At 64.2% G+C, this 20,293-nt stretch carries 17 protein-coding genes and 1 tRNA gene; 9 read left to right on the forward strand and 9 right to left on the reverse strand.

Translation table 11 applies throughout. The features are described 5' to 3' along the window. The first annotated feature begins 67 nt into the window (after positions 1-67). Positions 68-2,842, forward strand: a complete 2,775-nt coding sequence (locus tag ED21_RS04455; protein WP_006832645.1) for a phosphoenolpyruvate carboxylase — start codon at positions 68-70, stop codon at positions 2,840-2,842. 16 nt (positions 2,843-2,858) lie between these two features. Here ED21_RS04455 and ED21_RS04460 read toward each other — a convergent pair whose 3' ends face one another. Next, positions 2,859-4,541, reverse strand: coding sequence for a hypothetical protein (locus tag ED21_RS04460; protein ID WP_006832646.1), 1,683 nt, complete (start codon positions 4,539-4,541; stop codon positions 2,859-2,861). Between the two features lie 53 nt (positions 4,542-4,594). Between ED21_RS04460 and ED21_RS04465 the strand changes: the two genes are divergently transcribed. Continuing rightward, on the forward strand, positions 4,595-5,956 hold the full coding sequence (locus ED21_RS04465; RefSeq protein WP_006832647.1) for a patatin-like phospholipase family protein: 1,362 nt from the start codon (positions 4,595-4,597) through the stop codon (positions 5,954-5,956). Between the two features lie 9 nt (positions 5,957-5,965). Here ED21_RS04465 and ED21_RS04470 read toward each other — a convergent pair whose 3' ends face one another. The 4 genes from ED21_RS04470 to ED21_RS04485 all read right to left on the reverse strand — a co-directional run bounded on the left by ED21_RS04470 (position 5,966) and on the right by ED21_RS04485 (position 10,716). Beyond that, positions 5,966-7,312, reverse strand: a complete 1,347-nt coding sequence (locus ED21_RS04470; RefSeq protein ID WP_006832648.1) for a tetratricopeptide repeat protein — start codon at positions 7,310-7,312, stop codon at positions 5,966-5,968. Continuing rightward, a complete protein-coding gene (locus tag ED21_RS04475) occupies positions 7,305-9,398 on the reverse strand; it encodes a glycosyl transferase family protein (RefSeq protein WP_050784712.1) in 2,094 nt (697 codons plus the stop codon). Before ED21_RS04475 ends, ED21_RS04470 begins: the two co-directional genes overlap by 8 nt. Positions 9,399-9,532: 134 nt before the next feature. After that, positions 9,533-9,619 (reverse strand) — tRNA-Leu (locus ED21_RS04480). 116 nt (positions 9,620-9,735) lie between these two features. Then, entirely contained in the window at positions 9,736-10,716 is a 981-nt protein-coding gene (locus ED21_RS04485; protein WP_233995704.1) for a zinc-ribbon domain-containing protein, read from the reverse strand. Between the two features lie 135 nt (positions 10,717-10,851). Between ED21_RS04485 and ftsE the strand changes: the two genes are divergently transcribed. Genes ftsE through ED21_RS04505 form a run of 4 tightly spaced genes read left to right on the forward strand, consistent with a single transcriptional unit; the run spans position 10,852 to position 13,781 of the window. Next, complete coding sequence (ftsE, locus tag ED21_RS04490; RefSeq protein ID WP_006832651.1) at positions 10,852-11,586, forward strand: cell division ATP-binding protein FtsE; 735 nt, start codon at positions 10,852-10,854, stop codon at positions 11,584-11,586. After that, complete coding sequence (locus ED21_RS04495; RefSeq protein WP_006832652.1) at positions 11,583-12,515, forward strand: ABC transporter permease; 933 nt, start codon at positions 11,583-11,585, stop codon at positions 12,513-12,515. The genes ftsE and ED21_RS04495 overlap by 4 nt, the downstream gene beginning before the upstream one ends. Then, complete coding sequence (locus ED21_RS04500) at positions 12,512-13,117, forward strand: YdcF family protein (RefSeq protein WP_006832653.1); 606 nt, start codon at positions 12,512-12,514, stop codon at positions 13,115-13,117. Before ED21_RS04495 ends, ED21_RS04500 begins: the two co-directional genes overlap by 4 nt. Beyond that, positions 13,101-13,781 carry a 1-acyl-sn-glycerol-3-phosphate acyltransferase gene (locus tag ED21_RS04505; RefSeq protein ID WP_006832654.1) on the forward strand — a complete coding sequence of 227 codons (681 nt, stop codon included), beginning with the start codon at positions 13,101-13,103 and terminating at the stop codon, positions 13,779-13,781. Before ED21_RS04500 ends, ED21_RS04505 begins: the two co-directional genes overlap by 17 nt. On the opposite strand, the gene hisC is transcribed toward ED21_RS04505, so the two are convergent. Then, on the reverse strand, positions 13,778-14,875 hold the full coding sequence (gene hisC / locus ED21_RS04510) for a histidinol-phosphate transaminase (protein WP_006832655.1): 1,098 nt from the start codon (positions 14,873-14,875) through the stop codon (positions 13,778-13,780). The two genes, ED21_RS04505 and hisC, sit on opposite strands and share 4 nt — an antisense overlap. Before the next feature lie 69 nt (positions 14,876-14,944). Between hisC and ED21_RS04515 the strand changes: the two genes are divergently transcribed. Both ED21_RS04515 and metW read left to right on the forward strand, forming a co-directional pair. Next, a complete protein-coding gene (locus ED21_RS04515) occupies positions 14,945-16,033 on the forward strand; it encodes a homoserine O-acetyltransferase (RefSeq protein ID WP_006832656.1) in 1,089 nt (362 codons plus the stop codon). Beyond that, positions 16,030-16,617: a methionine biosynthesis protein MetW gene (gene metW / locus ED21_RS04520; protein ID WP_006832657.1), complete on the forward strand. Its 588-nt coding sequence runs from the start codon at positions 16,030-16,032 to the stop codon at positions 16,615-16,617. Before ED21_RS04515 ends, metW begins: the two co-directional genes overlap by 4 nt. Positions 16,618-16,620: 3 nt before the next feature. Here the strand turns inward: metW and ED21_RS04525 are convergent, their stop codons facing one another. Next, positions 16,621-17,226, reverse strand: a complete 606-nt coding sequence (locus ED21_RS04525) for a DUF4126 domain-containing protein (protein ID WP_006832658.1) — start codon at positions 17,224-17,226, stop codon at positions 16,621-16,623. Between the two features lie 124 nt (positions 17,227-17,350). Here ED21_RS04525 and ED21_RS14635 point away from each other — a divergent pair, with 124 nt between their 5' ends. Continuing rightward, positions 17,351-18,088, forward strand: a complete 738-nt coding sequence (locus ED21_RS14635) for a head GIN domain-containing protein (RefSeq protein ID WP_198005814.1) — start codon at positions 17,351-17,353, stop codon at positions 18,086-18,088. Between the two features lie 3 nt (positions 18,089-18,091). Here the strand turns inward: ED21_RS14635 and ED21_RS04535 are convergent, their stop codons facing one another. Both ED21_RS04535 and ED21_RS04540 read right to left on the reverse strand, forming a co-directional pair. Then, positions 18,092-19,045 (reverse strand): DUF5996 family protein, encoded by a 954-nt coding sequence (locus ED21_RS04535; protein ID WP_006832660.1) that lies wholly within the window; start codon positions 19,043-19,045, stop codon positions 18,092-18,094. Between the two features lie 17 nt (positions 19,046-19,062). Beyond that, on the reverse strand, positions 19,063-20,241 hold the full coding sequence (locus ED21_RS04540) for an acetyl-CoA C-acyltransferase (RefSeq protein ID WP_034921422.1): 1,179 nt from the start codon (positions 20,239-20,241) through the stop codon (positions 19,063-19,065). Positions 20,242-20,293: the final 52 nt, after the last annotated feature.

The following is a 20,293-nucleotide window of genomic DNA, read 5'->3' on the forward strand; positions in this document are numbered from 1 at the left end:
TCCTTGACAGTCCCGGCACAATTGCGCGCATTCTTGCGTATTGGAGAGACAAGAGGATTATTCGAGCATGCCGAGCCTGCAACCGCTGACCTTCGCCACACTGACGCACGAATTGCGCGAACTGCACAAGCGAACGCAGGAGACGCCGCTCTTCAATCCCGTCTTCCAGCTCGCCCACGACCTTTCGCGCAAACTGGAGGCGAGAGAGGTTTCGCTGGAGGATTTCTCGGACCTGATCGCGGAGCTCGAAACCCGCTCCCTGCAAGCGCGCGCCGACCGGTTGTGCAATCTGGTAACCCCGAAGAACACGTCTGCACGCATGACCGGCTTCTGCAGCGACAAAGGCGGCTTCGAGGCGTTTCGCGAACACTGGTCACACCCGCAGCTCCACGTCGTCTTCACCGCGCATCCCACCTTCCTGCTCACACCCCAGCAGACCGATGTCGTGGCCGAGGCCGCTGGTGGTGGCAAATCCGTCTCACCCGTCGCGCTCGAGCGGCCCGAGATCACGCTCCAATACGAACATTCGCGCGCCATGGCCGCCATGGCCAACGCGCAGGACGCGCGCGACGCGATCAACACCAGCCTGCTCCGATGCGCGGCGGGCGAGTGGCCCGACCGCTGGCGCGAACTCGAACCGCTGCCCTTCCGTTTTGCAAGCTGGGTCGGTTACGACATGGACGGGCGCACCGACATCAAGTGGTACACCTCCATCGCCTTCCGGCTTTCGGAAAAGGCGCAGCGGCTGAGCCGTTATGCCGACCGGCTCGAAGCGATCGACGCGGGCCACGCCGTGCTGGACGCCATGCGCAAGGCGCAGGCCCGCACCGAGGCGAGCGCTAAGGAATTCGCCAGCGACCTGTCCGATCACGCCGACCTTTCGGCCGCAGCCAACCGGCTGACCGAAGACAACGAGGACAAGCTGCTCAGCCTCGCACCCGTGATCTCGCAACTGGAAGAACAGGCGCTGGGCTGCGAGCAGGACAAGGCCGTCGCGCTGAAAGCGCTGGCCGCGGCCATGCGCGCCGATGGGCTCGGCATGGGCCTCATCCATTTCCGCGTGAACGCCAAACAGCTCCACAACGCCATCCGTTCGCGCATTCCGGGCGGCGCCGATCTTGATCTCGGCAGCCAGGGCGCGCTGAACGCGCTCCGGGTCCTGGTCAGCACCGCCGAACCGCTGACCGCCAATTTCGCCTCGCTCGCGGTCGAGAGCAGCACCGCCGTGCGCCAGTTCCTCGCCATGGCGCAGATCCTCAAGCACGTGGACGCCGACGCGCCGATCCGCATGCTGGTGGCCGAATGCGAACAGCCCGCCACCGTGCTCGCCGCGCTCTATTTCGCCAAGCTCTTCGGGATCGAGGACAAGGTCGATGTCTCGCCGCTGTTCGAGACCGAGACCGCGCTCGAACATGGGGGGCGCTTCCTCGACGCGCTGCTGAAGGAAGAGGCTTTCCAGAGCTACGCAAGGAAGCGCGGCCGCATCGCGATCCAGACCGGTTTTTCTGATGCGGGCCGTTTCGTCGGCCAGATCCCGGCCAGCCTCGCGATCGAGCGCCTGCAAGGCCGCCTGGCAAACGCCATGAGCGCCAATGGCCTTACCGATGTCGCCGCGCTGGTCTTCAACACGCATGGCGAAGGCATGGGCCGCGGCGCGCATCCGGGCAGCTTCAAGGATCGCCTCGAATGGCCGATGAGCCCCTGGGCCCGCCGCCGCTTTGCCCGCGCCGGTATCCGCCTCGAGCCCGAGGCCAGCTTCCAGGGCGGCGACGGCTACCTCTTCTTCGCCACGCCCGATCTGGCGCGCGCCACGCTCTCGACCATCGCCGAACTCGCGCCTGCCGACACAGATCCCGATGCGCCGACCGATCCCTTCTACCGCCGGACGGACCTGAGCCTCGATTTCTACCGCGCGATCAAGGACGAGCAGCAGGACCACCTCGAAAGCCGGACCTACAGCCGCGCGGTGACCGCCTTCGGGCTTGGCCTCCTCAACTCCACGGGCAGCCGTGTCTCGCGCCGCCAGTCGGACCTGTCCGCCGAGCGCGAGATGAGCCTGCGCCAGATCCGTGCCATCCCGCACAACGCCATCCTCCAGCAGCTAGGCTATCCGGTGAACATCATCGCCGGCGTCGGCAGCGCGGCGGAGGGCAATTACGAGGATATCGCAGAGCTGCTGCGCGAAAGCCCGCGCGGGCGGCAGATCATGCGGCTGGTGCGCGCCTCCAACGCGCTCGCCAGCATCAAGACGGTCGCCGCTTATGGCGAGCTATTCAATTCCGCCTATTGGGCCAGCCGCCCCTATCGCGGCACCGAGGAGCATCTGGCGCGCGCGTGCGAGAACCTGGCCGAATACCTCATCACGGATGATCGCAACGGCGTCTTCCGCCGCCTTGCCTCGCGGCTGCGGGTCGATGCGCTGAAGCTTCACCGCCTCTTCGACCTCGTGCCCGACGAAGCGCCGCACCCGCAGCGCGAGGAAGCGCGCCGTACCATCGGCGTGCTCCAGTCGCTCCGCCTCGCGCTGTTGCAGCACATGTTCCTCAAGGCGGTCTCGGTCCCGGCCTTCAGCCGCGCCAACGACATCAGCCGCCGCGACGTGCTGGAGATGGTCTTCACCCTGCGCGTCGACGAGGCGCTCTCCCAGATGCGCCGTGCCTTCCCGGCCAGCTATCCCGTGACCGACGATTTCGCGATGGCCGAGACCAGCCAGTATCCGCGCGAAGGCGGCGAGGGCTATGACGCGATCCGGCGCGACTTCATCGATCCGATCGAGGAAGCGCACGGCCTCAACCTGCGCATCTCCACGGCCATCGCCAACATGTTCGGCGCGCACGGCTGAGGGGCGCGCGGGGGCGCTATTCGCTCTGCAGGCCCCAGTGTTCGAGCGCGGGCGAGATAAAGGTCTTCGTGTTCGCGCCAAGGATTGCCTTGCGCGCGGCGCGATAGGCCTCGACCGCCGCATCGCCATATTGCCGGCGGATCGCGGCAGCGTTCACCTGCGCGTCCTTGCCCCAGTGCATCGCAAAGGAAATGCCCGCCTTGTCGAGCAAATGCTGCAAATGCGCGGCGGCTGCCGGAGCATCGCTGCCGAGCAGGAAGTTGGCAGGTAGCCCGTCGATATTGATAATGGCGTTGTCGTCGAAGCGCAGGAAGCCCATCCCCGCCTCGCTTTTCTTGGCAAAGCGCACGGTGTAGACGAAATCCTTGGCGAACATGCGGATGTTGTTCTCGCCGCAGGCCATTGTTTGCGCGATCTGCATCACCTCGGCCAGCCGCTCGCGCGGGACGGCGAAGGCGGCGTTGTAGACATCGACCCGGAACCCCATCAGCACATGCGGCTTCCACACGGCGGTCAGCTGAGAGAGCGTGCGCGGCACATCGGCATCGTCGCACACGGCGTTTTCGCGGAAGTCTTCCAGGATCCGCTCGGGCACATCGATGAGATCGCGAATGCGCCCTTCGAAATCCTCGGCAGGCAGCGGATTGTCGGTCACCAGCTCGGACTGCGGTACCTCGTGCAGGCCCTTGGCGCCGACCTTCGCGATGGCGTCGAGCGTATGGTGCTCGACTTGCGGTCCAAGATCGTGCCGCTTGCCCGCGCTGTCGATGTCGAGCCAGATGGTCTCGCAGACCTCCTGCCCCTCGCCGCCGAAGGGGTCGAAGGTCAGCTCATAGTAACGCGGAGTGCGTCCGGCGGCGACTTCGCCCAACGCACCTGCGAAATCGCCGGTCGTTATACGATCGTACCAGTCCGATGGCAGGACGCGCACACGTTTGACGAGGCCGCAATAGAACTCGTCGACAACCTCGATGAGGTAGGCGGAGACGAAGCCCATTCCTCCAAGATGCACCCGCACCGAGTGGAAATGCTGAGGGTCGCCGATGCTGGCGAACTGGGCCACCCATTCCTCGCGCAGCACCGGCTTTTCCGGATCGGCGAGCCAGACCGCTTCCTCGCGCCCGGTCGAAAGGACCATGCCGCGTACATGCGTTTCCGCCCCGCTTTCCGCCATGGTCGAGCCATGCGATCCGGTGCCCACCAGCCCGGCGAGCGACTGTCCCTTGTGCGAGCCCGCCGTGCGCAGCGACAGGTCACGGCCCGCCTCGTGAAGATGCTCCATCAGCCGGTGGATCTTGGTTCCGCCGCTCACCAGCAGGTAGCGATGGCGGCCCTCCACACCGGGCAGGAAAGCCTCCTCCGGCAGTTCCCAGATGCCTTCGTCCCGGTCCGTTTTGAGATGCGTGGAAAGGTTGTGATAGAGATCGCTCTGCGACCAGCCCGAACCGGTCACGCACAGCTCGCGGTCCTTCGCCGCCTCGTCGCCGATCAGCGCGCCCAGCACCGTGCGGCGGGCGCGCAATGCCTCGACGACATCCTCCCCGCCTCCCTCGACGATTGCGGCCTCGCGCCGGTGAAACTTCATCAGCGAGCGGTGTTCGTTGCGCCACATCCCGCCGAATTCGCGCTCGATCGTCGTCATGCCTTCCCCCAACCTGGCGGCCACCCCTTGCCGCAGCTCGACAATATCGCTGTCCATCGGCAATGCTATAGGCCAGAACCGTCACAGGCGATTTTTCGGGGGGAGGATCGATGTTCAAGGGAATACTGATCGCGATTGCGATCCTGTTCGCAGCCGGACTGCTGGTCTGGTGGCTGCGCAAGAAGCTCAACTGGGGTCCGCAGGCGATCCATTCGCCGCATTTTGCCGACCATGTCCATGTCGCGCCGGCCAGCAAGTTCATCGCCGACATCCAGCGCGACGCGAAGGTCAGCCAGCTCGGCCCGCATCGCAACCCGATGGCGTGGGAACTGCGCAAGATGGTCGCCCGCGCCGCCGCGCCCGGCGGGCACGCGGTGCTCAAGAGCAGCGCGCCCCGAGCGGCGGTCTCGGACAACGAGAAAGTGCTGATGCTTTCGGGCGGCGGTCAATGGGGCGCTTACGGCGCAGGACTGTTCCGGGCGCTCCACGATGCCAGCGGCAACGGCCTTGCCATGAAGAACGTGAAGGTCATTACCGGCATTTCGACCGGCTCCTTGCAGACGCTGCTGCTGATGGTCGCGCTCGACGGGAACGCGAAGCGGCAGACGCGCGACTACGCCATGCGCCAGCTCGAATGGGGCTATTCCCCGGAGGACGAGGGCGAGGTGGTCGACAACAAGGGCATGTTCCAGATGTTGCTGCGCGGCGCGCAAGCCGGCACCGCGCCGCTGCGCAAACGCATCCGCCACGCGATCTACGAGAACGGCAGCGCCGAGTTCCTCGACGCTATCCGTAACAGCTCCATCGAGGGCTATGTCGGCTTCGTCGAGGCCAATTGCGGCCATTTCCATTACGCCGACGTGCGCGAGCTGGTGCGCAAGGCACCCAACAACGAATCCGCCGTCGAAGCGCTTACCGCGGCGGCCATGGCCTCTTCCGCCATGCCGGTGTTCCACCAGCAATTGCGCGTGACCGGCCTCGCGAGTGGGGACCGCTCGCTTTACGATGGCGGCGTGCGGCGTTCGGTCTTTTTCGAACGCGCGATCGAGGAAATGCAGGAGGAGATCAAGCAGCGCGCCGGGGATCCCGCCGATCCCGAGCCGCCGGGGGCCGACCAAGCTCTGGTGACCCCCGATTTCTTCGTGGTCCGCAACGGGCCGACCGTGCGCGATCTTGCCCCGCATCTCGACGCCAGCGACGATCCGCTGGGCAACGGGAGGCGGGGGTACGACTTGCTGGTGAACGAAAGCGAGATCGGCGCGATCGCGAGCCTGCGCCTGCTCAACCCGCACGGCACGATCTGGGTCACAACCGCCGATGGGTGGGAGGACATGATCTGCCCGGCCACCGGACAAAAGTGCAAGAAGGGCGACAAAATGTTCGACCCCGACTTCATGACCTGCCTGCGTGACCTGGGACGCCACAAGGTCATGCGCAACGACGGCCCCTGGTGGGAAATGCGCCGGCTCTAGGGTGGCCGCTCAGCGCCCGATGGTGAGGGTGGCCAGCACGCCCGAGGCCCGCCTGTCGCCCGCGATCCTTTGCCGTGCCTGCACGTCGAAATCGATGAAGCCGCGATAGGCGGTCGTCTCGGTCTCGTCGAACCAGTGGCGCAGCGACAGGCCGACGCCTGCACCCAGCGCCTCTTCGTCCAGACGCCCGGTGTCGAGACCCAGACGCGCGACCGCATAAGGCGTCAGGATGGTGGCGCGCTGGTCGAGCAGGACGGAGTAGCCGACCCGCCCTTCGGCGAGTCCGAACACGACATCTGCCTCGGTCAGGTAGGAGATATCGCCGTAATAGTGCGCATAGATCCAGTTGCGCTTGCCGACTTCGGGTTCGAGGCCCTGCCCGCCCGAAATGGCGCTGCGCAGTGACCAGTCGTCGATCCCGTCGCTGTCGAGGGCAATCAAGCGGCTCGCCTCCAGGTTGAGGTTCACCTGCGACAGCGGCTTGTAGCGCACGCCGACCCAGCCTTGGGTCGCGTTGCCGGTTACGGCGTCGTCGGACAGGAATTCCGAATGGTAGACGCGCGCGAAGAGGTTGAAGGGTTGTCCGTTGCGCCAGCCGCCGATCCGGCGCGAAACCTCGGCGCCGAATTGCGGGGCGCGCTCGACGCCGAGCGGGGTGTTGGCGGGGCCGATGGGGCGGCCCGCGCTTGAAAAGCTACCCTGCGCGATGAAGGACCAATCGCGCGTCAGTTCGCGGTTCTCGCGCCGGAAGGCCTCGCGCTGGGCAGGAGAGAGCTTCTCGTCCTCCTCGGCGTCCAGCCTGAGGCCGGTTTCGAAGAACCGCACCGCGCGCCGGTCCAGCCCGCGGCGCTTGGCGCTGTAGCCCGCATCGAGCGCGCTCTGGCGGGAGAACCCGGCATAAAGCGCCACGTTATCGAGAATATCCTGAGCCGAAGCGTCGTCGCGCGCGGCAATCGCCACCATCGCCCAGTCGAGCGACTGGCGGGTCTCAAGTGCCGGATCGTCCATCGCGGCGCGAACCACCTCGCGTGCCTCGGCGTAGCGCTCGGCATAGGCTAGCTGCAGCGCCTGCGCGCGGTGGAAATAGCTGCGCTGGGCCGGATCGCCCTCTTCCTCGGCCGCGCGCGCAAAGGCCCCGGCGGCCGACTGGTGCTGTCCCATCTGCGAGCGCGCCTCGGCGAGCAGCGCCCACCAGACCGGATTGTCGGGATCCTGCGCCAGCGCGGCTTCCGCGCCCTTCGCGGCATCGAAATAGCGTCCTTGGTCGTAATGCCCGAAGGGCGTCGCTTCCGACTGTGCCGCGACGGCAACGGGCATGGTCGTAAGGAACGCGGCGAGGATTATGGCACTACGCATGAACCCGCTCCTGCCTGCGGCTCTCGATCAACGATGTGCGCAATTCCAGCGTTTTATCCAGCGTAGCCTGCGTAATAGTGCCTTTGGCGACAAGGAACTGCCCGATGGTGCCGTGCCGAGCGACGTTGTAATCCTTTAGTAGATTCTGCAGTTCCTTTTTCTTCAGTTGCTTTTGACTTAGCAGCAATTCGTGGACGCGCGGAACTGACGGGACAGGAAAGTTCCTTTCAGGGATGTTCGTCAACGCCGCGAGAATTTCCTTTATCCTGCTTTGCGGGACGATGTGCTCACGATAGCCCTTGCTCATCCTCGACCAAATTAATCTCGTTTGTTCGCAGGCGAGTGGCTTGGCGACGGCGAGCAGCGCTTCGCCTTTGCTGGAAATTCCAAAAGGCAAGATCTGCAGTTGCGTCATTGTCGCCCTATCGAGCAGATCGAGGTGCTCGCAGACCATATCAAGGTTCAACTCGGCCCGCGGAAGCTGGTTTTGCGTCGAGATGGCTTCCGTCAAAACGTCTTCGTCGATCACGCCGTCACGGACAAGCAGATCACCCAGCATACCCCCCTCGCGCTTCTGGTAGAGAAGCGCTTTTTCGAGCATGGGCGAGGATACGACATCCCACCCACGAAGAATCTCGCCCAAGCGACGCTTCTCCTTTCCAAGAGCCTCATCCGACGGAAACCGGTGGTTCGTTTTGTCCCAGGCTATAGGATTGCCACTGAACTTGCTGCCGACGAAAATGCGAATTGCTCGCACCGAAGCGGCAAAGTTGATGAAGCTCAACACGACCATGCGGGGGACAGCCAAAAATGCGTGCGTCCAGCAATAGATTTTCGCGACGAAATAAACACGCTGCACGACCCGAGCGGCAAGCGCGAAGAGGTTGAATGAAAAGAGATAAGACGCGATCGGATGATTAGAGAAGATTGGTATGGCAGCCCCACCGCTGGCGAATGACCAGATGGTTGCGCCAAGATACATCGCGGTCAGCACGTAAGCCAAAACCGCTAACGTAGGCGTGATCAGGGCTTTTCGATCACGACATAGAAAGTAATTCGAGACTATCGAGCGGTCCCACCCCAATTGCGCCCAGCCCTGTAGGGCGATCCCGAGTATCCATCGCGCCTTCTGACGATAGCTGGCCCGAAATGTATTGGGAAAGTGCTCGCGCACGCACAGCGGCTTGGAAGTGGTTCCGACCCGCTCCGGCCCCCTACCGAAATGTCCAAACTGGCGAGACCTGAACTCGACCGGATAAAGTTCGATTGAGGCGTTCAAACCCCGCTTCGCCAGACGGCTGCCAACGTCGTAGTCCTCGGTCAGGGTTTGGGTGTTGAAGGGTTCACCCGCCTCGAGCATTACCTCGATGGCTCGTCGCGAGAAACAGGTCCCTACCCCTGCCGACGGCACCGATTTGGCCAGCATCTGTCTAACCACGAGGTCTTTTGCGTGGGATTCGGCGAAATCGTCCATATATGTGCCAGCAACAAAATCAGTGAACCTTTGCTCAAGGCTCACGACCGGAAGCTGGATCATATCTCTGGACGGCAAGAGGTAATTGAAGAGGTGCAATTCGAGCGGGTGCAACACATCTTCGCTGTCGTGGAGCACCAATCCGGCGAACTCTATATCCACCTCCTTCTCCAGACGGAGGATATCGGCGACGATGTGGTTTAGGCAGTCGGCTTTGCAGGTTGGCCCATAGTGAGGAACTCGCACATGACGCACCCTGCCATACCGTGCGGCAAGTTTCTCTACTTCGAGTATCGTTTCAGGGTCATTGGCGTAACTGCCAATGAATATGAAGTAATTGCGATAGACAAGAGTGTGTATGGCATTCTCGACCATGCTCGCAATTACATCGGCCTCCTGCCAAGCCGGCAGCATGATAGCGATAGGAGCTTCGGGTCTCTCGATCAGCGTCTCGGGCGAGACAGTCCTAGGTTCGCCTTTGCCAAGAAATCTTCGCTTAGCCATCGCGATCCAGAAAACCGAATCGACGAAAAGGTCATCTAGCGAAGATATTGCGATCAGAGTCGCGACGACAAGCGCTGCACACTCAAAGGCTACGATGTAACTTTCCACCAACAGACCCCCCGAAAAGCTGCTTGCTTTCCAGCCTGTTAAAGACGAAAATTATTAAGGAAAGTACGTCTCGAGCAGCCAACGCGACCCAATTGGCTTATGCTCCATTTTGGGACAACCTGAGTAGGGACTGTTGGTGCGGTCGAGAAGACTCGAACTTCCACGGCCTTGCGGCCACAACGACCTCAACGTTGCGCGTCTACCAGTTCCGCCACGACCGCACACAGTCTGCATCGGAAGCGAATCTCACGTGTGAGACCACCTGCTCCCGCCGGTAGGAGCGCGCCACTAGCAGCGGCCCGCAGAACCGGCAAGCACCTATTTCGCGAATTACGAACTAGATGGGGGCCCAGCCGACATCGGCATAGACGGCGCCGCGCGGAACATCGGTGCGCGCCTCGTCGATGGTGACGGTTTCGCCTGGCGCAAGCGTGGGCTGCGGGGGCGAGACGATCCAGCTGTAGATCTGATCCTCGCGCTCGTTCAGCATGACGATCAGCACCGGCGGCAGGCGGCGCGGTTCGCGCGCGGTGTTGGTCACCTCGATCTTGGCGGTGAACATCCAGGTCTTGTTTTCTAGCTCGCGCCAGCGCTGCTCGTCGGGCGGGAAGGACAAGGTAAGGTCGGGCTGCGCCTCGCCGAAGAGCGGCTTTTCGACCGGCCACCAGTCGGGCGTGCCGTAGCGCGACATGGCGAAGATCGCGCCCGCCGCCAGCAGGGCGAAGATCGCCGCCGCCCAGGTCCACAGCTTCAGCGTGTTGCGTCGCGGGCCGAAGGGCGGCGAGCGGTCGAAGCGCGAGACGAGGTCGTCCTCGTACACCGGCTCGTGTGCGGGCGCATCGAAATCGGGTTCGGTTTCCTCGTTGCGCCCCTCGCCGAAGGACGGGGGCGGGGTCTCGTCGAAATCGGCGGCCCGCGCGCGGCGGGGAGCCTGTGGCTCGGCCTCCGCCTCGGGCTCCAACGAACGGAGGAAAGAGCGGCGGCGAGAGGTAGGCGCATCCTCGACAGGTGCAGCCTCGGCTTCGGGTTCAGGATCCGGTTCGCTCGACGCGACCGGCTCGCGCGCTTCGTGTTCCGGAGCAGGGGGAGGAGGAGGGGGAGGCGGTGTTTCGCGCGCGGCCGGAGCAACGGGAGCAGCGGCCGCATCGTCGCTCGCCGTCACGGCCTCGGCGCTTGCGCCTTCCTGAAACCAGGAGTGCTTGCACTTCGCGCAGCGCACGGTCCGCCCATCGACGCCGATGGCGTTGTCGGGCACGACATAGCGGGTGCTGCAGGCCGGACAGGCAATAATCATGGTGAAGAAGGCTCTATAGAGCACGGCGAATCGCGACAAGCCGCGTAGCTGTGCGCGAAAGCCCCAGAACACTTTTTTCCCCAGCGAAGGCCCGTTATAGGCTCCGAATTGTACAATGGCGGCATTAATCCCCTTCCAGACTGGCCCGGAATTCTTCCGATGAGCGCGCGTGAAAGCGAAATCGTGCAGTTCGACAACGTCGGTTTGCGCTACGGCACCGAGCGCGAGGTGCTGTCGAATATTTCCTTCACCCTGTTTTCCAGCCGCTTCTATTTCCTCACCGGGGCAAGCGGCGCGGGCAAGACTTCGCTCCTGAAGCTGCTTTATCTCGCGCAGCGCCCCTCGCGCGGCGGCATCCGCATGTTCGGGCGCGATGTGATCACCCTGCCGCGGGACAGGCTCCCGGCCTTCCGCCGCCGCATGGGTGTGGTGTTCCAGGACTTCCGCCTCGTCGATCATCTGTCGGCCTTCGACAATGTCGCGCTCCCCTTGCGCGTTTCCGGCGTGCGCGAGGCGGACTTGCGCGAACCGGTCGCCGATATGCTCGAATGGGTCGGCCTCGCCCACCGCGCCGAGGCGCGCCCCGCCACGCTGTCGGGCGGCGAACAGCAGCGTGTAGCCATCGCCCGCGCGGTGATCGGACGGCCCGAAATCCTCATCGCCGACGAACCGACCGGCAATGTCGATCCCGAAATGGCGGTGAAGCTGCTGCGCCTGTTCGAAGCGCTCAACCGCCTTGGCACGACCGTGGTGGTCGCCACGCATGATGTGCAATTGCTGCGCAAGGTGCCCGACAGCATGATCATGCGGCTGTCCAAGGGCACGCTGTCGGATCCCACCGGTGCGCTGCGCTATCCCCCGCGCCGCGAGAACGCCGTCGGAGCGCCCACGTGAAGCGCCCTCCCGCCATCGACAAGGCGGTCGAGAGCGGCCTCGCCCCGTTCCGCGGGCGGCGGGCTTCGGGCCTTCTGCCGCAGGCACGCCTTGGCGGACCGATGCCCTGGGTCATCGCGATCATGGTCGCGCTGACCGTTGTTGCGGCAAGCGGGGCGCTCGCGCTGTCCAACATGGTGTCGACTGCCAGCGGCGATGTCGCGGGGCGTGCCACGGTGCAGGTAATCGAACCCGACCCGGCACGCCGCGCCGCGCAGGTCGAACGGATCGAGACCGTGCTGGCCCAGGACCCCGCCGTCGCCGGTTTCCGCGTCATCCCCGACGCCGACATCGCCGAATTGCTCGAACCATGGCTGGGTACGGATGAGGAGATGGAAGCCGTCCCGCTACCCGCGCTGATCGACCTCGAATTGCGGGGACGCAGCGACCGGCGGGTCTACGAACGTCTCGAGGCCGCTCTTCAAGAAGTTGCGCCGCAAGCGCGGATCGATGCGCAGGCCGACTGGCTCGCCCCGGTTCTCTCGGCGCTGTCGGCGCTCAAATGGATGGCGCTCGCGCTCATCGCCATGCTCGGCTTCGTTGCCGCCGCCGCCGTCTGGCTCGCCGCGCGCAACGCGCTGGGCGGCAATCGCGACACGATCGAGATCGTCCACCTCCTGGGCGGCAGCGACGACCAGATTGCGCGCATCTTCCAGCGCTCCATCCTGCTCGACGCGATCGCGGGCGGCACACTGGGCCTGATTGCCGGCGGAGCCGCAGTCCTGCTGCTGGGTCGGCAGTTTTCGGCGCTGCAATCGGGAATGGTTGCAGGAGGGTCACTCTCCACGCTGGATTGGATAGCGATTGCCTTCGTCCCGCTTTTCGCCATCGCAATTGCGGTCTACACGGCACGCATGACCGTGCTTTCATCCTTACGGAAAACGCTGTGATCCTGCGCTTGCTTGCCGCCATTTTCCTCGTTTACGCCTTCGGCTTCCTCGGCTTTGCGATGACCTTGCCGGCACCCGCTGCCAAGACCGAGACCGATGCCGTGATCGTCCTCACCGGCGGCCCGGGCCGGATCGCGCGTGGCCTCGAAGTCGTGGAGCAGAACATGGCGAAGGAAATGTTTGTCTCCGGCGTCGATCCCGAAGTGAAGCCGAACGAATTTGCCGAGCAGTTCGAAGTGTCCTCGCGCCTGATGGATTGCTGTGTGACGCTGGGTTACCTCGCTGTCGACACGCGCAGCAATGCGGGCGAAGTGGCGCAGTGGATGAAGGAGAAGGAGTTCACCTCCGCCCGCCTCGTCACGACGAACTGGCACATGGCGCGCGCCTATTCCGAAGTAGCCGGTACGCTTCCGGCAGGGATCAGCATCGTGAAGGACGCGGTGGTCTCGCACCCCGACCTTGCGACACTGTTCCTCGAATACAACAAGCTGCTCGCCTCCGAAGTCTCGCAGGGCCTGCCCGAAGGCGATGCGGAGGAAGAGGCCGGAGCAGACGAAGCCAGCGAAGGGGAGCCGGACGCGAGCGATGCTCCTGCTTCGTAACCTCTTCTTCTACCCTCTTTTCTACCTCGGCAGCTTCCTCGTAACGGCGGCCTCGCTGGCGAGCGCGCCCTTCTCGCTGGCAGCGTTCCGGCGGCGGGTGCGGAATTGGGGCCAGTGGCAGCGCTGGTGCCTCAAGCACATCATCGGCGCCGAAGTGGTGATCGAGGGAACACCGGCGGACAAGCCGGTGCTCTACGCCATCAAGCACGAAAGTTTTTTCGAGGCGATCGACGCGCCCAATTTGCTCGAATGCCCTTCGGTCTTCGCCAAGCAGGAGCTGTTCGCGATTCCCGGCTGGGGCCGCGCAGCGCTTGCCTACGGCCTCATTCCCGTGGCGCGAGACAAGGGCGCGAAGATGCTGATGGGCATGATCCGAAGCGCGAAGAAAATGGTCGCCGACGGTCGCCCGCTGGTGATCTTTCCCGAGGGCACACGCATACCGCACGGCGAACGCCGGCAGCTTCAGGCGGGCTTTGCCGGCCTCTACAAGATGCTCGGTCTCGAAGTCGTGCCGGTCGCGGTGAGCAGCGGCGAGGTCTATCACCGCTGGCTGAAAAAGCCGGGCACCATCACTTACCGCTTCGGCGAACCGATCCCGCCGGGCCTCCCCCGCGAAGAAATCGAAGCGCGCGTGCTGGACGCGATCAACGCGCTCAACGACTAGGCCGCTTCGGCAGCGTTCCTCAGGATTGCCGCGATATCGTCCATCTGATGCGGCGTGCCTATGGTGATGCGCAGCCCATGCGGCAGGCCTTGGCCCGGCAAGTGGCGCACGGCGTAACCGCCTCCGGCCAACGCAGCGAGCGCGGCCTCGGCGGTGAGCTTGCCTTCGAACAGGACGAGCAAGAAATTCGCCTTGCTCGGCACGGCGCGCAAGCCATGGTTACCCAGCCGATCAATCGCGTCCGAGAAGCGCGCAAGCTCCCGGTTGTTTGCCTCCCGCGAGGCGGCAACGAATTGCTGATCGCCCAGCCCGGCGATAGCCGCCTTCTGGCCCGAATTGGTAACATTGAACGGCCCACGGATGCGGTTGAGAGCGTCGACGAGATGCGGCGCGCCGGTGGCCCAGCCGATCCGCTCGCCTGCTAGCCCGTAGATCTTGGAGAAGGTGCGCGTGACCAGCACGTTGTTATGTTCGGCGGCCAACTCCATTCCGCCATCGTCCTCGCCGGCTTCGAGATATTCGCCATAGGCCTGGTCGACCACCAGCAGCACGTCCTTGGGCAACCCTGCGTGCAATCGTTCGATCTCGGCGCGGGGCAGGAAAGTACCGGTGGGATTGTTCGGATTTGCTAGGAATACCACGCGTGTCGCGTCGGTCACCGCGCCAAGCAGCTGATCGACATCGGTCGCGTAATCGACATCGGGCGCTTCGACCGGCGTAGCCCCGCACCGCCGCGCCGCGATCTCGTAGACCACGAAGGAAAACCGCGCGTAGAGCACCTCGTCGCCCGGCCCTGCGAACCCTTGCGCAGCAAGGTTGAGCAGTTCGTCCGAACCGGTGCCGCAGACGATCCGCGCCGGATCGATCCCGTGCAACTCCCCGATCCCTGCGCGAAGGGCGTTGGCATCGGGATCCGGATAGCGCGCGGGCCCGGCGGGCTCTGCCAGCGCCGCAAGCGCCTTCTCGCTACATCCCAGCGGGTTCTCATTTGCCGAGAGCTTGACCAGCTCGCGCCCGTCCGCCCCCTTGCTCTTGCCGGGAACATAGGCATGGATCTTTTCGATCCAGGGTTTCATCTGCGGTTTGTCTGTCATTGCGGCTTCGGCGCATGAAAGAAAATCCGCCCTTCGACAAGCCGCTTCGCTGCGGTTACAGGCGGTCCCATGGCCGGGGCATCCCAATCGCTGCGTTTGAACGATCCACTGCCGCTCGATGGCGGCGGAGAGCTGGTGAACGCGTGCATCGCTTACGAGACCTACGGCGCGCCGAACGAGGACCGATCCAACGCCATCCTCCTGTGCCACGCGCTCACCGGCGACCAGTATGTCGCGAGCGAGCATCCGGTTACAGGCAAGCCCGGCTGGTGGGAGCGCATGGTCGGCCCCGGCAAGCCGATCGACACCAACCGTTACCACGTCATCTGCGCCAACGTCATCGGCAGCTGCATGGGCTCATCCGGACCCGCGAGCGAGGCGAGCGATGGCAAGCCCTATGCGATGCGCTTTCCGGTCATCACTATTCGCGACATGGTTCGCGCACTGGTCGCGCTGCTCGACGAGCTGGGCATCGACCAGCTTCACGCCGTAGTGGGCGGATCGATGGGCGGGATGCAGGCGCTGAGCCTCGCCGCCAACTGGCCGGAGCGGGCGGCGCGCGTGCTGGTGATCGCCTCGACCAGCCGCCATTCGGCGCAGAACATCGCCTTTCACGAACTGGGCCGGCAGGCGGTGATGGCCGATCCGCGGTGGAATGGCGGCGACTATTACCAGGGCGAAGCACCCGACGCCGGCCTCGCGGTGGCGCGCATGGCGGCGCATATCACCTACCTTTCCGAAGAGGCGCTGACCGAGAAGTTCGGGCGCAACCTTCAGGACCGGGACGCGAAGAGCTTCGGCTTCGACGCCGATTTCCAGGTCGAAAGCTATCTGCGCTACCAGGGCAGCGGCTTCACCCGCCGATTCGATGCGAACAGCTATCTCTACATCACTCGCGCGATGGATTATTTCGACTTGGCCGAAGAGCATGGCGGCAAGTTGGCCAACGCCTTTGCGGGAACAGCTGCGCGCTTCTGCCTCGTCAGCTTCGACAGCGACTGGCTATACCCGACCAGCGAAAGCCGCCACGTCGTCCGGGCGCTCAACGCGGCGGGCGCGGCGGTGAGCTTCGTCGAACTGTCCGCCCCGCACGGGCACGACAGCTTCCTGCTCGACGTGCCTGCGCTCGACCGCGTGGTGAAGGGGTTCATCGGATGAACCTGCGCCCGGACCTTGCGGCGATTGCCGACGCTATTTCAGAGAATGCGCGCGTGCTCGATATCGGCTGCGGCGATGGCGCGCTGCTCGCCAATCTGCGCCACACGAAACAGGTCGATGCGCGCGGCATGGAGATCGACGGAGCCTGCGTCGAACGCTGCGTGGCGCAAGGACTTTCGGTGGTGCAGGGCGACGCCAATCGCGACCTTGCCGACTATCCCGAAAAGGGGTTCGACTACACGGTCCTCAGCCAGACCTTGCAGACCGCCACGCGGCCCGATCGCATGCTCGACCAGCTCCTGCGTGTCGGGCGGCAGGCCTTCGTGTCCTTCCCGAACTTCGCGCATTGGCGCACCCGTTCGGCGCTCATGCTCGGGGGCCGGATGCCAGTCACGCGCGCCATTCCGGTGAGCTGGTACGAAACGCCCAACATCCACCACGTCACGGTGAAGGATTTCCGCGAGCTTGCGGATGAGAAGAACGCCAAGGTCGAACGGGAGTGGTTCTTTGCCGACGGAAAGCCGGTCACCAGCGGCACAAACTGGCGTGCGGAATTTGCAGTCTTCCAGCTCAGCCGCGACTAGGCGCTAGGTCGGCGGCGGATCGGCAGGCTTGCGCCGGAAGAGGCTACGAACGATCTTGCGCGCCATCCAGATCAGCCAGACCACCAGCACCAGCAGCACCAGCGCGATCCCGCCGGCAAGATAGGGATATTCATAGGCGAGATAGAGCAGCCCGACGGTTGCCACGTCCTCGACGGTCGAGACCGCCATATTGCTCACCGGTTCGGGGCTGGCGTTCACGACCCCGCGCACGCCCGCCTTGCCCGCATGCGCCGTCAGCGCCGCCCCGCCGCCGAGAAGGAAAGCCACCACCTGTGTCGCCGGGTCCGAAGGATCGACGATGGCCAGCGCCAGCAGCGCACCGCCGACCGGCCGCACGAAGGTGTGAATCGCGTCCCACGCGCTGTCGAGCCACATGACCTTGTCAGCGAAAAATTCGGCAATCGCAGCAATCGCGGCCACGCCCATCACCCAGGGGTTTGCCAGCGCGTCGAGGCTTTGCAGGTGCTCGGGCAGTGGTATCGCGTCGAGCCGCATGGCGAGACCGGTTGCGAAGATGCTCAAGTACAGCCGCCAGCCCGCAAGCAGGCTGACGCTTCCGGCGATGCCGATGATTTCCATGATGCCCATGGGCCTGACTATGCGCCTCTTTCTCAGGCTCGTCCAACCGCTTGCCAGTTTCGGCAAAAGCCGATTGCTCGATGGGGCGATCACTGGCTATGAGGTGTGTGAGGCAACTAATACGGAGAGGCAGATGCCGTTTTCTTTCAAACCCCTGCTTGCCGCCTGCGCCGCGAGCATCGCCTTGGCGGGCTGCAGCCACACCTACAACTCGCACGATGTCAATTGGGTGGGCGAGCGCACGGTCGGCTCCGGCACCTTCGCGCAGGAGAAACGCGAGGTGGGTGCGGCCGATACGCTCGTGCTCTCCGCGCCGGTGAATGTGGTGTTCACGATGGGCGAGCCCTCTTTGACGGTCGAGGCCGATGACAATTTGCTCGATTCCATCGTGGTCGAACAGGACGGCGGCAGGCTGACGATCCAAGCAGAAGGCACCTACACCACCCGCAATCCCTTCAACGTCTATCTCTCGCTGCCGTCCCTTGCCCGGATCGAGAGCCCTTCTGCGGGCGATATCGCCATTCAGGGCTGGGCTGCCGAAGGGCTCGATGTCGAAAGCAGCGGCTCGGGTGACATCACCTTCGAAGGCGCGCTCGGCACGCTTAAAGCGCTCGCCCGCGGTTCGGGAGATATCGACTTCTCGAATTCCGCCATCGGCAGCGTCGATGCCGATGCGAACGGATCGGGCGACATTGCCTTAGGTCCGGTGGGAAATCTCGATGCGCGCGTGAGCGGCTCGGGTGACATCATCGTATCCGAGGTCGGCAATCTCATCGCGTGGAACAACGGTTCGGGAGACATTCTCTATCTCTCGGCCAAGAACGTCGAGATAGTGAACCACACAGGCTCGGGCGAAATCAAGGAGCGCTAGGCCTCAACCCTCTCGCAGGGACTCGACATCATACGGATGGCCGAATGCGCCGCGCGGGATTTCGAGTGTCTCGCGCGGCCAGTCGCCAGTGTCGGCGACAGCGGCGTAAGTGGTTTCGAGAAATGCCGTGAGCATCCCTCCGGGCTCCTCGCAACTGCGGACTTCCTCGTAGGGGAGAACGAATTCACCCAGCTCTTGATGCCAGTAGGCTGCATCCGGCTTGATCGCGCTATCGCCCAAACCGTCCGGCGTAGGGTAGCCATAGGCATAGAAAGCCGCCTCGTCGACGCCTCCGCCGCCTAGCCAGAATCCCGCGCTGGCGACTTCATGGCTATAGGCCTCGCGTGTCACCCGATCGGGCAGGTTGGGAAAGCCGCCGGGATGAAGCGGCGCCTCGCGGCCCGAGAAACGCGTTACGGCAAGGTCGAAACTGCCCCAGAAGAGGTGGCTGGGCGAAGACTTGCCGACGAAGCCGGTGCGGAAGGCCTCGAAGACACGGTTCGCATCGGAAAAGGCGCGGTGGATGCGAGCGAGCGTGGCCACGTCCCATTCTCGCTCGCGGTGGTCGCGGGCGAAAGGCACGGCCTCCTCCACCTCGTTCGGCGCGCCGTCGATCGAGGTTTCGACCCCGGCGAGCGAGAGGAGCTCGCCTAGCTGCTCGTGGAATTTCGCGACCGTCTGGCCCTCGACCTTGAAACCATCGGCAAAGCCGGTCGAGGTCTCGACCGCCACCGCGCTCGACAGGCAGTCGAAGGTGATCTCCGCTTCGCCGCCGGGTGTTTCGACCGGATAGCTGCGAAAGCCGCGTGGCACCACGCGCAGGGCGAGGTGCCAGCTGTGGTTGCACCAGCGAATGCCGCGCGTGGGCAGCTTGCCCACGACTTGGAGATAGGCGTGGAGGCTTTCGATGACCGGGCGGTCGCCCTCGTAATCGAGTTTGGGCCACCGCTCGGTCATCGTGTCACCTCGTTTGCTTAGAAAATTTCAAACAATCCCGCTGCGCCCATGCCGCCGCCCACGCACATGGTGACGACGCCGTACTTCGCCTTGCGGCGCTGGCCTTCGCGCAGGATGTGGCCGACGCAGCGGGCGCCGGTCATGCCGTAGGGGTGGCCGATGGAGATCGAGCCGCCGTTGACGTTGAGCTTGTCGTTATCGATGCCCAGCTTGTCGCGGCAGTAGAGGACCTGCACAGCGAAGGCTTCGTTCAGCTCCCACAGGTCGATGTCCTCGACCTTCATGTCGAAGCGTTCGAGCAGCTTGGGGATGGCGAAGATCGGGCCGATGCCCATTTCGTCGGGCTCTGTGCCGGCAACCGCCATGCCGATGTACCGGCCGAGCGGACTGAGGCCGCGCTTCTCGGCTTCCTTGGCTTCCATGACGACGACCGCGGCCGAACCGTCCGACAGCTGGCTGGCGTTACCTGCCGTGATCGTCGTGCCCGGGCCCATGACCGGCTGGAGCGAGGAAAGACCTTCCAGCGTGGTCGAAGGGCGGTTGCCCTCGTCCTTGGCGATAGTCACGTCCTCGTCGGTGATCTCGCCCGTCTCCTTGTTCTGCACCTTGTGCTTGGTGCTGACCGAAACGATTTCGTCGTCGAAAATACCGGCTTCCTGAGCGGCGGCCGTGCGCTGCTGGCTCTGAAGCGCGTATTCGTCCTGCGCTTCGCGGCTGATGCCATAGCGCTGGGCAACCGTTTCGGCGGTCTGCAGCATCGGCATGTAGATCGCGCCGTGCATACCCATCAATTCGGGATCGGGCATCACGCGCATTTCCTTGGTTTGGACCAGCGAAATGCTTTCCTGCCCGCCTGCGCCGACGATCTGCATGCGGTCGGTGATGACCTGCTTGGCTGCCGTGGCGATGGTCATCAGGCCCGAGGAGCACTGGCGGTCGATGGTCATGCCCGACACGCCGATCGGGCAACCGGCGCGCAGCGCGACCTGGCGACCGAGATTGCCGGCCTGCGCACCCTGCTGGAGCGCGGCGCCCCACAGCACGTCGTCAAGCTCGCCGGCGTCGATACCGGCACGCTCGATCGCGGGCTTCAGCGCATAGGCGCCGAGCGTCGCGCCGGGGGTGGAGTTGAAGGCGCCCTTGTAGGCCTTGCCCATACCGGTACGGGCGGTGGAAACGATGACTGCGTCACGCATGGGATATTCCTTGGCTTAATTTGAATGTCTGGTTTCTTCCGGGGAGGAGAGG

It is taken from the genome of Erythrobacter sp. SD-21 (assembly GCF_000181515.1).
Classification (GTDB): Bacteria; Pseudomonadota; Alphaproteobacteria; order Sphingomonadales; family Sphingomonadaceae; genus Qipengyuania.